The organism is Bacteroides sp. UBA939 (assembly GCF_002293435.1).
Classification (GTDB): domain Bacteria; phylum Bacteroidota; class Bacteroidia; order Bacteroidales; family Bacteroidaceae; genus Bacteroides.
The window spans coordinates 16,827-29,308 of record NZ_DBDF01000132.1 but is presented as its reverse complement, the minus strand read 5'-3'; the positions used below and the strand labels follow the sequence as shown (position 1 = coordinate 29,308).

Sequence of the window (12,482 nt, the reverse complement as noted above, 5' to 3'; positions counted from 1 at the left end):
ATCTACTTCCGAAACTTGAGTATCGTAATAATAAGCCAGAGTGGAAACCAGCAGGCTTTTCCCGAAACGGCGCGGACGCAGGAATACGGGTGCTTTATAGCGTTCCAGTTCGAGGATATACCGGGTCTTATCCACGTAGTAAAAACCACGCTGACGCAGTTCGGCGAAATCTGCTATGGCATAAGGAATGGTGATGTCAGTCATACAATATGTCTGTTTTTCAGTTCTATAGCGCAAAAATAAGAAATATTCTTCACATGTTTCTCTTTTAAATGAGATTTTAATGGTGGTTTGAACACAGACTTATATTTCGTATCTTTGGCAGCGTATTTAACAGCAATGGCAAAGGAATTAAATACAGCAATATCAATGAACCTAAAGATAGCGAAATCAACAAACTTAATAAACAGTGGAACAATGAATACTCAAATCAAAAGCAGGATTGAACACAAAACCATTGAGCATAACGGGAACACGGCACATTACTTTATCAGCGGCAACCCGCAGGGAGAGACAATTGTCTTTCTGCATCCGGCATTCGGCGACCACCATTGTTTTGACCACCAAATCGACTGTTTTTCATGCAACTATCGAGTGATAACCGTCGATATGTTGGGACACGGGTTAACGGGAGTAGGGAACGCGAAAGATAAAATGAGAGCAACCGCCGCTTACGTCGCAGAGATACTGAAAACGGAAAACCGCAAGCAAACGCATCTTGTGGGTGTTTCTTTAGGTTCGTTGCTTGCACAGGATTTCGCGCTTAAATACCCCGGCAAGGTTCTGTCGCTCACAGCGTTGGGCGGATACAACATCAACAAAGAGCAACCGCAAGTGGCGAAAGCTCAGGGACGGGAGATGTTTAAGTGGTTCTTTAAGATGCTCTTTTCGATGGATGCGTTCCGTAGATACACGGCGCGCGTTTCTGCAATAAACGAAAGCGAACAGATGCGTTGCTACGAGAGTGCAAAACACTTTACGCGAAAATCGTTCACCGTCATGTCGGGATTAGGCTCTCTGATTGCCAACCGGAGTGTGGAGCGAGGTTGGCCTTTGCTTATTCTGTCCGGAGAAAAAGACAGTGAACTTGCACTGAAAATGGCTGCGCAATGGCACAAGGATGAACCCGGCAGTGAGTTTCACATCATCAGAAGCGCGGGGCATTGCGCCAATATGGATAATCCGGAGGAGTTTAACAGTGTCGTGATGAGTTTTATCACGATGTAAGCATTTTATAGTAAAAAAAGAATATAAATATAATACCTGTTATACCCATTATAAATCAGTCGTATAGTGAATAGGGTTCAGTATACGACTGAATGGCATTCAGTATACGACTGAACCCTATTNNTCGTATACTTAGACTACCCCCTCTCAAAACATGTTCTGGATGGGGGTAAAGTGGGTTCTGAGCCAGTTTGGGGCGAAGCAGGTAATCTTTAAAATAGCTTACAAGATGTGGAGTAACCCGGCATCGCTACATAAATAAGTTCCGGTGCTTAACTCCTGCTTCACATTATTTTGATTTCAGAAGCAAAAACACTACCTTTGCATTCAGATACAATAATATCTGAATATAGCGATTATCGAACTAATCAAATACAATGATATGCCATTGCTTTATAATTTCGACATAGAAAGCCCTGAAGAATTGTTAGCTATTCTTGCCCGGAATATGCAGAAACGCAGGCTTGAGAAATTATATCTCCGCCTTAACTTCTTAACTACTGATTCCCATCAATAGTATTTCTCAATTCCGCCAAATCCTGTTATCTTTTTATTCTCCTTCGTTTTGCTAATGAAGTGGTTCAACCGCTTTTCAAATTCTTCAAGACGTATCCTTGCTGCTTCAATGTATGCAATCCGGATGCGCTTGTATGAGTCGGAAAAGCGTAGATAGTTGTTCCATACCGCATTATCTTCTTTCAATTTCTCCATTATATCATTGGGGAAAACAAAAGGTTCGGATAAAACATTTCGTATCTTATCCTCAAACTTTGGGTGTATCATTTCATTGTCCAACAGCCATTTAAGCCTCTCTTTGTTGGACTGTGAGTAAGTGCTTTTAGGATTTCTGGGAGTGAAGCGCTGAATTCTATGTTCGCTGTCGAGTTGCTTTATTGTACTGTCAATCCAGTCGAAACAAAGGGCTTCTTCAACTGCATCATTGTACAAAATGCTTTTCTTACCCGACGACTTATGAGGAAATACAAACCAAACTTCATTGGCAGTATCAAAGTTGTCAGTCAGCCACTTCCGCCAGTCTGCCCGACTTTCAAAATACATGATTCTATTTTCCGTTGTCATAACAAAAAGTTGTTTCTTCTCTGCAAAAGTACTGAATATTCAAACAGCAATCTCAATTATATCTTAAAATGTTAAAGATTAGATAACAGGGTAAGACACTGTCTCTCTGCATCACAGACTTCACATTCATAGCTGCGCAGTGTACTACTTGTGCGAATATGCACTATTTTTGTGCACTATAGCACACCGGTTTCGCATAGCCTGAAACATTATCTATCTGTTAAACAATGAGTTATAACTTTGGCACGAGATTTGAAACTTATTATTAGAGTTTGCCGTAAAAGCCCCATCACTATCAATTATTCATAATAGGTTTAGTGGTAGTTATGGCTATTTCGTTGGGTATGCTGTTGTAGCAAGTACGCAAAGCGGCCAATATAAACCCGGCTGAAATAATGAAGTATGAATAACAGAACATAGAGTTACAAAAAGAAAATAGAATAAAAACATGAAAACACTTAAATACGCCTGGCGTTTCCTGATACGCTCTAAATCATATACGGTTATTAACGTAATCGGGTTGGCACTTAGTCTGGCATGTACTATCATATTAGTCCGTTACATTCACCGGGAACTCCGGGTAAACACACATTGCACGGATGCTGAAAATGTTTATATTCCACTTCGCGACATAGATGGTAACGTATTTCCGGGCAGTGTAGGGGTAGATAGCGGAGCGGACACTGTTTATTTTCAGCCTGAGGCGGTCAAAGAAAGAAGTAACTTCATTACGTTCTGCAATGATAATGTGACGATTGGTGAAAAGCCATATACAGTCCAGATATTAGCAACTGATACAGCTTTCTTCCACTTCTTTAACTATCCGCTAAAGGGCAAACGTATGGCAGCACCGGAAGAAGCTCTTGTCACCCGGCAATTCGCTAAACGTGTATTTGGAGAAAAAGACCCGATAGGGAAAACTATGGAATATTCCGGAGGCAAACATCTCACTATTTGCGGCATATTGGATGAACCGACATGCAAATCTTCACTGGCATTTGATGTTGTGGTAAATCTGGACCTTAAAACAAGAAGAGAATGGAGTAGAATGTATGTTGAACTATTACGCTTTATGCCCGGAGTCGATGTGGATGTCATTAATGCTTCCAGTAACGTCTACCGCCAAACATCACAGGGGTTTAGAATACGGTATAACTTTGTATCTGTCAACCAACTTTATTGGAACAAAGAATTGGCGGCTTCCGGCGATGATCCTGAAATATGGCATTACAGCAACCGTTCCCACATCCTGATACTGACGGGGGTATGCCTGTTGTTATTATTGGCAGGCATATTGAATTTTGTCAATATCTATATGGTCTTCATGCTAAGACGTTCTAAAGAATATGGTGTGAAGAAAGTCTTCGGGGTACAGGGACGCACTCTCTTCATGCAACTATGGACAGAGAATGCATTAATGATATCCATCGCCTTGCTGCTGACATGGTTTTTCATCGAGATATTCTCCGGGTATGCTAACCGGTTGCTTGAAAGTGACATTTCCTATACAGCTTTTGACTGGCAGTTGTCATTAGGTATTTGGATACTTTTACCATTAATCACCACAATCTATCCCTTTATCAAATACAATTATCTGCCCCCTATCATATCCATACGCTCCATCGGAGGAACACGCCAATCTGTTGCAACCCGCACAGTCTTCCTGTTTATTCAGTATAGTATCACTTTATTGCTCATTATATTATCATTGTATTTCAGCAGTCACCTCCACTTTTTGCAAGATACTCCTCCGGGATTCCGTACAAAGGGTATATTATACGCCAACTTGGTACCTCTCTCCAAAACTTGGTATTCAGAGAGTAATGAACAAAAAGAGAAGTACAGGCAAGATGTTCAGATCATTGAGCAAAAGCTGGAAGAATGCCCCTTCATTGAGCAGTGGTTCCGTGGAGAACCGTCACAATCTGGCATTTTAGGAGCAGGAAGCGCAGGTACATTCGCTCTTATAAATGATAAAGACGTGAAACAAAATATGATGCTGATGTGGGTACCTCTCGACTTTTTCAAATTTTATGAGTTACAGATGAAAGACAATGCATTGCCCGATAAAGTTGAAGGATACAGTAAATATCTGGTAGTCATGAACGAAGCTGCCATGAAAGCCTTCGGCTATACGAAACGTGATGAAGCATTTGTCAGGGGAGAACAAGCTCTTTGGATTTCTATGGGTATGAATGGGGAAATAGTAGAAGGCGGAACATCTTTGATGCCTGTAGAAGCAGTTGTAGAAGACTACTACACCGGACATCTTACTGCCGGTAAGAAGCCTCTTGTATTCATGGTGTCTCCCAGTGGTGGTGGTTCACAATACCAGATAGCCTGTAAAACCGGTAAAGAGAAAGAACTTATCTCTTATCTGAAAAAGGTCAGACAAGAGATTTTCAATACCGAAGAATTTGATTATCACTGGTTGGAAGAAGATGTGCAGGCTCTATATCGCGAAGACCGCCGCGTATCAACTGTCTTCACGCTTTTCTCTGCCATCTCCATCTTTGTTTCGGCTTTGGGGCTGTTTGGCCTTTCCCTCTTCGATATCCGCCAACGATACCGCGAGATTGCTATACGAAAAGTAAACGGAGCACAATTGCGGAACTTATATTCAATCTTATTCCGCAAATATATATGGGTGATAGGAGGGGCAGCACTGCTTACCGTACCATTATCTTACTATCTGATATACATCTATACAAAGAATTTCGTAGTTAAAGCACCTGTTAGTATATTCATATATATGATTGCCATACTGATTGTGGCAGGCATTTCGTTGGCTACTTTGTTATGGCAGGTGAATAAGGCTGCACGACAAAATCCGGCAGAAGTGATAAAGAGCGAATAAAACAAATAAATGCTATGAGCTATTTCATTATATTCAAGTTTATAATCCGTGGATGGTGGAGAAACAAAATATTTTTCCTCATCTCTTTATTCAGCCTGACTGTTGGTTTGGCATGTACCAACCTATTGTTTACCTTCTTTATACATGAGTACAATATCGAAAGTTCCAACCTGAATAAAGAACGCATTTTTTGTCTGCGTCAGGACGACCCGATGCAGGAGAACAAGAAAGTAGCCTATGCAGTTGAAAATATACCTGTCATGCTGAGAGATAATTATGCGGAAATAGAGGATTTTCTGCGTATAAATGAAATGGGAGCAGAATACTGTAAACTGGAAGATGCCCTGTTCACTGATATTACTTTCATCTGTGTAGATACCTCTCTGGTCAAATTCTTTGATTATAAGGTAAATGTCGGAAACTTAAAGGATGTATTAAAACATTCCGATCAATTGGCTATCAGTGAAAAGTTTGCAAAAAGAATATTCGGAACTGGCAATCCGGTAGGTAAACACTTGGACATTGGCAGGATGGGTAATAATAAAACTTACGAAATCAGAGCAGTAGTAAAAGACCGTCCGCAATCTTTTCTACACTTTGACTTGTTGACGGGTATTGATGCCAACTTCTGGGGTGGCTTCACATTACTGAAACTCTCTGCCGGGAGCCATCCGCAAACATTGGCAGGAAAAATAAACAAGGACAAAGTTCCTACTTTACTTTCCGGAGAAACACAATACTACATCGACCCACTGAAGGACTTGTATTTTGTCACTCCCGACAGTAATACTCAGCAAATATTGAGGTATGTACAACAAGGTAATGCACAATTCCTTTATATCAGTCTTGTTGCTGCTTTGCTGATACTTATTATTGCCTGCTTCAATTACAGTAACCTCACACTGAGCCGTACTTTGCAGCAACTGAAAATGATACACGTGGAGAAACTCATGGGAAGTACACTGAAAGACATCCGTCTTCAATTGTTCGGCGATGCATTTCTTACGGTTATATTTTCATTCCTACTCTCGTTGCTGATAATCAGCGACAGTTTATCGTTCTTTAATCAGTTAGTGGGTGCGCATCTTAATTTTCGCTTTTTCTTTAGCATGCAGATGCTTCCGTTGCTGTTGTTATTCGTACTTGTTATTGCTATAGTTCCGGGCATTTACATCAGCCATAAGTTATCACGTATGTCACTTAACGAATACAAAGCAGCATATACGGGCAAAAAGAAGCGTATGCTTGTGTACTTCCTGGTCATTCTGCAGTTTGTTATTTCTATCGGTCTGTTGTTTGCAACTCTGGTAGCCAACGGACAAATGCAACTTATTAAAGAACGCGCCTATTGCTATGAAGACCGGATAGAAACAGGAAGCTATGACGGTCCTCCCGCAACACCACTCATGCGTGAGTTGCAGCAGAATGTGAAAGGTATAGAGAGCATCACTCTTTCTTCAACCTCCGTATTGCATTCAATGATACGCAATATCGAACTTAAACAGGCCGATGGGAGAGAAGAACGCTCTTATTTACTGGAACTATATTCCGATAAAAACTTTCTGGAGACTATAGGGATTCACTTATTACAAGGTGAAGCACCGGAAATCCTCCAACAACATTATGCCTATCCCGTCGTAGTGAACGAAAGTTATGTCAGGACTATGCTGTCTGCCGGAGTTTCACCTATCGGACATCCTTTACGAGAGTTTGATGCATCGGCAGACTCCACCTATATCATCGGTGGAATAATAGAAGATTTCCCTATCAGTTCCCTGGAAAATGCCGTATGTCCCATCATTATTCATTTTCCTCCTACGGAAGAGTTGAGAAAGGCTCAATTCCTGCAAATCAGACTAAGAGCAAAGAATAAGTCCGAGACCTTGAAAGCAATACAGCAGATATGGGAAAATATGAATCCAGGTCAGGCATTTACTTATACAGATATGCATCAGACATTCATAAAATATAATAATAAAGTACTCATACTGTCCAAGGTGCTTATCAGCTACTCACTCATTGGATTAATACTGACCTGCTTCGGTTTGTTTGGTATATCTTGGTATGCCACGCGCCAGCGTATCCGTGAAATCGGTATCCGTAAGATACACGGTGCCACCACCTTGCAAATCATGTGGCAGATAAATAAATCGTTTTTCTGGCAGATAGGCTTAGCGTATATCATCGCTATTCCGGTTGTTTTCCGGCTTATGCAGCACTGGAGAGAACAATTTGCCCATTGTGCCAAATGGTCTGCCTGGACTTTTATACTTCCATTTCTGATAGTGGCGTTCATTACTATATTAACTGTATGTTTGCATAGTTATCTGGCAGCAAGGACGAATCCCGTAGAAACGATTAAGAGCGAATAAGAAGTAAAAACAAATAAGAAGTAAAAACCATGATACTACATTATCTGAAAATAGCAATTAGGAACCTGTGTAAATACAAGACACAGAACATCATATCCATTATCGGGCTGTCAGTGGGGCTGTTATGCTTCTGCGTCTGTATGTATTGCAGCCGTTTTGTAGATAACACCAATCATTGTTTCGCCAATTATGGTCGCATAGCCGAACTAAACCTCTACGACAGTAATACAGACAACTATTTTTCCGGTACTCCTGTACCCTTATCTGAAGAACTTCGCACCTGGTCTATGGGAGAGGTAGAGGCCATATCATGCATAACCTATTCGCGTGAACGTTCTTTCTATGTGGAAGTCTCTCCGGATAAGACATTGCCTTATGAACTCAGAACGATTGAAACAGATACTTGCTACAATAAAGTATTCACCCCGAAAATGGTGGCAGGACATTGGAAGATGGCAAGCCAATCTCTTAATTCCGTTATTCTGAGCCAATCCCTTGCTGTCAAAATATTCGGTAATGCAGAAAGTGCCATTGGCAAGCACATGACTCTGATGAGAAGACTCACTACGTCCCCTGCAAGTACCCCGAATACAGGAGGCATCGTATACACCATTCAGGCTGTAATGGAGGATATACCTCTCAACAACAGCATTGATTTTATGCAAAGTATAGACGTACTGACTCTAAATGACAGCGAGGGCCTATTGCAAAGCCCTAAACGCCACAACATGACAGGAGCAAATACCTATGTTCTGTTATCACCGCAAACCACCTGTGCTGCATTAGAAAAACATATTTCCCAAAGAGGCTATACTTATACTTTGTATAATAAAACATATACCATCACCGCCAGCCGTATGGGAGCAACTCTACTAAAAAAACAAGGAGTTTCCTATTTGGCATTAGTCACCGGAACCATAGGCACATTGATATTGCTGGTAGGATTGATTAACTTCTTTCATTTTCTCATAGGTTCTTTCTTTAATCGTACCAAAGAGCACAGCATCATGAAGATGGTAGGTTGTAACCGGAAACAACTATTCAGCCTGCTACTTACGCAATCATTGATTGTAGTTTCCATATCATCTCTATTAGTACTTTGTGGAATAGAATTACTTGGAGACCATATAGATTTCTCTTTGCCGGGCATGGCAATGTCCTTTACTGCTAAAATTCTTTTGGTACATGCCTTGCAATACATCGTTTTTCTCATCATACTCTGTGCCATCATTTGCTTGTTTGTTTCTGTCCGTATCAACGGGATTTCAATACAAACAGGCATTCATGGAAGCAATAAACGCAGAGGAAAAGCATGGGGACGCAACTTTATGCTGGGCACCCAATTCTTTATTTGTTGGATATTCGTATCGTTGACAGTTGCCTTATACCTGCAATCAGAAAAAACCACCGATACCTTATTCCACACATTAAGCCGGAAAGAAAAGATGGAAACCTTAAGTATTCCATTGGATTATTCGTTCATGAAGAATAAAGAGAAACTGACCATGATAGAACGCTTCAAACAACATTCCGGAGTGAAAGAAATCTTATTGTCGGATATCGGTTATATGTATGGAATGTCAGGAAATGGATTGACGACAGAGAAAGGAAATGAAAACTCCTGGATTGATATTAGTCTCATGGCTGTTCCATCCAATTTTTTCTCTTTCATGAATATTCCCATAGAGCAAGGAAGTATCCCACAAACAGAAAAAGAGATTATAGTGGACAGAGCTTGGCAGGAAATACAGAAAAAAGATGTAATCGGCATGAACTTATATAGCCAGAACACTGATTACACAATATGTGGAATATCCGCTCCTTTCCAGGCAGATGTATATAATCGTAGTAGTGGATATGCTTTTATACCTTATGATTCTTCCGGTTATATAGGCCATTGCTATATCAAGAGCCATCCCGGACAGCAAAAAGAGGTAGTTCAATGGATAGAGAAAGTCTGTCGTGAGATGCTCCCCGAGAACATAACTTGCCAAATCCGAACGCTCTTGGATGATATTCATGTAGTACAGGCCATTGAGTACAATCTGAAAGATATTATTCTGTTCTTTGCCATAGTCAGCATCATCATTACCTTGCTTGGTGTGTACTCCAGCATCACGCTTGATACGGAACGCCGTCAGAAAGAGGTTGCCATCCGCAAAGTGAATGGGGCGAATGTTCCACAAATCATTTTGCTGTTCGCCCGGCTTTATATCATCTTGTTGTTATGTAGTGCCGTCATAGCATTTCCGCTTGTATATGCTGTATTGATGCTATGGAAACGGATGTACACAGTATTCTTTGATTGCGGTTTCTTGTTCTGGCTCTGCATTTTCCTGGTTGTTACTTTTGTTACAGCTATCACAATACTTTTCCGCATTCTGAGGATAGCGAGGACTAATCCGGCGAAAGTGATTAAGAACGAATAAGAAGTAAAAACAATGAGTCAGATATTACCTGAAAATATCACTCCTAAAACAACAGTACACATGAAGAATCTCCATTTAGCGATACGTTCGCTGATACATTTCAAACTATACAGTGCGGTCAACGTGTTTGGGCTGGCGCTAAGCCTGGCCTGTGTGATTGTAATTGTACGCTATGTACACAGCGAGATGACAATCGACCACTTCAACTCACGTCTTGACAGAATCTATGTCACGACTGTGGAATTTGCCACCAATGCCAGCAGAATAGAAATGCATGGCATCAAGAACTACCACAGGGACAAAGACTTTATTGACCTGCGCCCAGACCCAGCCATCGAACGGTGGAGTAATTTCATCTTGCTCGACAATGTAGAGTTGCTACAGGGCGAGAACCAGTATATAATCCGTATGGCAGCGGTTGACACCAGTTTCCTGCAAATCCTCGACTATCCGGTTATCAACGGGAGCGGTGATGTATCGGCTCCGGACAACCTGCTGATTACCGAAGAGTTCGCCCGCAAGGTTTTCGGCGATAGAGACCCTTTGGGCCGGCAGTTAACCTTACCGATGACAAACAAGTCGCTGACTGTCACCGGCATTATCGGCTCCACGCGGACAAAAAGCTCGATGGAATTCGAGGCCATCATTCCCTATTCGCACACCAGGAATTGGGCTGCCCCCGATAATACGCTTGTGCTGCTCCACCCCAATCAGGATTACCGGGCGCTGAACGAACGGTACAGCAATTACTTCGTGAGCCGAACATATTTGGGAGCATCCGTTCGCTTCCAGTTATTCCCGCTGAAAAAGGTCTATTTGGATACCACAATCCCAAATCATTGGCCTTATAAGCAGGGCGTACGCTCCTCAATCATTGTACTGAGCCTGGTGGGACTGCTGATAGGCTTAGTGGGAATATTCAACTTTATCAATATCTACACGGCGGTCGTGCTGCGGCGGGGGCGTGAATTCGGAATGAAGAAGGTGTTCGGTGCACCGGGGCGGCAAGTGTTTCTGCAACTGTTTATTGAAAACATCCTGATGATTGGTCTGGCCTTAGTTATCGCCCTTGCGCTGACAGAGGTACTCAATCCCGCCATACGCAACCTGCTGGGCATTGAGCAGATACCTTTCCGCCGGTTCGACTTCTTGCTCGCCCTCGGGCTGTTGGCGGGACTGCCGGTAGTGACCACCGCTTTTCCCTTTGTGCACTACAACTACGCCGCCCCAATCAAGTCGCTGCAAAGCGTCGGCAAGACGGGTGGGCGCGGGGCTGCCCGGCAGGTGTTCCTCGTCTTCCAGTATGTGCTGACCATCGGGATGATTGCCGTCTCGTTGCTCTTCCTCAAACAGTTGCGTTTTATGTTGAACGCCGATCCGGGTTACACGACTGAAAACATCATTCGCGTCCCGTTCATAAGAAACTACGGTACTTACGATGACCAGGAAGAGGCCGAAGCAAAAGGTGAAATGATCTTTGACCGGATTGCCTCCTCACCGCTCTTCACGGGAGTTTCGTCAGGATGGAATCCGGTTGGGAGCGAGATAACTATAAACTTCCGGCTTGATGAGGGTGACAGCGAGCTGAAACCGCTTTCCGTCGTGCTCGCAGATGAGAACTGGATGAAACTCTTCGGCATTGAACTGACACAGGGACGTATGTTCAACGCCGAACAGGACAACTTCCGCACCTATCACCTGTTACTGACTGAATCGGCATTACCCTATATGGGCATTACGGACATCAACGCCGATAAAATACAACCGGAACGGCGGTTGTGGCACGTCGGCGACAGGGATATGCAGGAAGAGATGAAGACTAATCCGGCATGGGACATCGTAGGGGTGGTAAAAGACTTCCATACCGCTCACTTAGGACATAAGGTACCTCCTATGGCCGTTGTTTATGGGCAGAACTTTTTCGAGAATCCCATCATGGCTAAAATCGCTCCCGGACGCAGCAAGCAGGAGGCCATCGAGTTTATGCAGGCGCTGCATCAGGAGCTGATAGGAGGGGAGTTTACCTACTCGTTTATCGAGGATGATGTTGCGAAAATCTATGATGAGGATCGCAAAGTAGCCACTATCTATTCGCTCTTTACGGCAATCGCTATCGGTATTTCGGTGCTCGGTCTGTTCAGTCTCTCGCTCTTCGACGTCCAACTGCGGCAGAAAGAAATCGCCATCCGCAAAGTCAACGGCGCCACCACCGCTGAAGTGTTGGCTGTCCTGCTGAAACGGTATATGTATCTGTTGGGGATTGCGTTTGTGATTGCTGCGCCGGTTGCATGGTTTGCCATACACCGTTACCTGGAGGGATTTGCTTTCCGCACGGCGCTCTCGTGGTGGATATTCGCCGTTGCCCTCGTGATTACCGCCGGAGTATCTCTGCTCACTCTCATTTGGCAAACGCGAAAAGCTGCATCTGCCAACCCGGCGTGGGTGATACGGAGTGAGTAACGGAAGCGTTTCATTTTGTAGAGATGCAATGCATTAGTCATGTATAGTAATCCTCAC

The 12,482-nt window shown here is 42.9% G+C and carries 7 protein-coding genes; 5 read left to right on the top strand and 2 right to left on the bottom strand.

Annotated elements, in window-relative coordinates:
- Positions 1 to 204, bottom strand: a 204-nt coding sequence (locus B2Z67_RS08465; protein WP_291529388.1) for an AAA family ATPase, incomplete at its 3' end; no start/stop codon positions are given.
- A gap of 213 nt (positions 205 to 417) precedes the next feature.
- Between B2Z67_RS08465 and B2Z67_RS08460 the strand changes: the two genes are divergently transcribed.
- On the top strand, positions 418 to 1,227 hold the full coding sequence (locus B2Z67_RS08460) for an alpha/beta fold hydrolase (protein WP_291529387.1): 810 nt from the start codon (positions 418 to 420) through the stop codon (positions 1,225 to 1,227).
- A 510-nt stretch (positions 1,228 to 1,737) separates the two neighbouring features.
- Here the strand turns inward: B2Z67_RS08460 and B2Z67_RS08455 are convergent.
- Positions 1,738 to 2,307 carry a YdeI/OmpD-associated family protein gene (locus B2Z67_RS08455; RefSeq protein WP_291529386.1) on the bottom strand — a complete coding sequence of 190 codons (570 nt, stop codon included), beginning with the start codon at positions 2,305 to 2,307 and terminating at the stop codon, positions 1,738 to 1,740.
- Between the two features lie 448 nt (positions 2,308 to 2,755).
- Between B2Z67_RS08455 and B2Z67_RS08450 the strand changes: the two genes are divergently transcribed.
- The 4 genes from B2Z67_RS08450 to B2Z67_RS08435 are packed head-to-tail and all read left to right on the top strand — an operon-like array spanning position 2,756 to position 12,425.
- Positions 2,756 to 5,164: an ABC transporter permease gene (locus B2Z67_RS08450; RefSeq protein WP_291529385.1), complete on the top strand. Its 2,409-nt coding sequence runs from the start codon at positions 2,756 to 2,758 to the stop codon at positions 5,162 to 5,164.
- A gap of 14 nt (positions 5,165 to 5,178) precedes the next feature.
- Positions 5,179 to 7,536, top strand: coding sequence for an ABC transporter permease (locus B2Z67_RS08445; RefSeq protein ID WP_291529384.1), 2,358 nt, complete (start codon positions 5,179 to 5,181; stop codon positions 7,534 to 7,536).
- A 29-nt stretch (positions 7,537 to 7,565) separates the two neighbouring features.
- Positions 7,566 to 9,965, top strand: coding sequence for an ABC transporter permease (locus B2Z67_RS08440; RefSeq protein ID WP_291529383.1), 2,400 nt, complete (start codon positions 7,566 to 7,568; stop codon positions 9,963 to 9,965).
- 12 nt (positions 9,966 to 9,977) lie between these two features.
- Positions 9,978 to 12,425 carry an ABC transporter permease gene (locus tag B2Z67_RS08435; protein WP_291529382.1) on the top strand — a complete coding sequence of 816 codons (2,448 nt, stop codon included), beginning with the start codon at positions 9,978 to 9,980 and terminating at the stop codon, positions 12,423 to 12,425.
- Positions 12,426 to 12,482 lie beyond the last annotated feature (57 nt).

Coding starts and splice junctions, on each gene's coding strand:
- B2Z67_RS08460 (WP_291529387.1), top strand. CDS start 418: ATGAATACTCAAATCAAAAGCAGGATTGAACACAAAACCATTGAGCAT.
- B2Z67_RS08455 (WP_291529386.1), bottom strand. CDS start 2,307: ATGACAACGGAAAATAGAATCATGTATTTTGAAAGTCGGGCAGACTGG.
- B2Z67_RS08450 (WP_291529385.1), top strand. CDS start 2,756: ATGAAAACACTTAAATACGCCTGGCGTTTCCTGATACGCTCTAAATCA.
- B2Z67_RS08445 (WP_291529384.1), top strand. CDS start 5,179: ATGAGCTATTTCATTATATTCAAGTTTATAATCCGTGGATGGTGGAGA.
- B2Z67_RS08440 (WP_291529383.1), top strand. CDS start 7,566: ATGATACTACATTATCTGAAAATAGCAATTAGGAACCTGTGTAAATAC.
- B2Z67_RS08435 (WP_291529382.1), top strand. CDS start 9,978: ATGAGTCAGATATTACCTGAAAATATCACTCCTAAAACAACAGTACAC.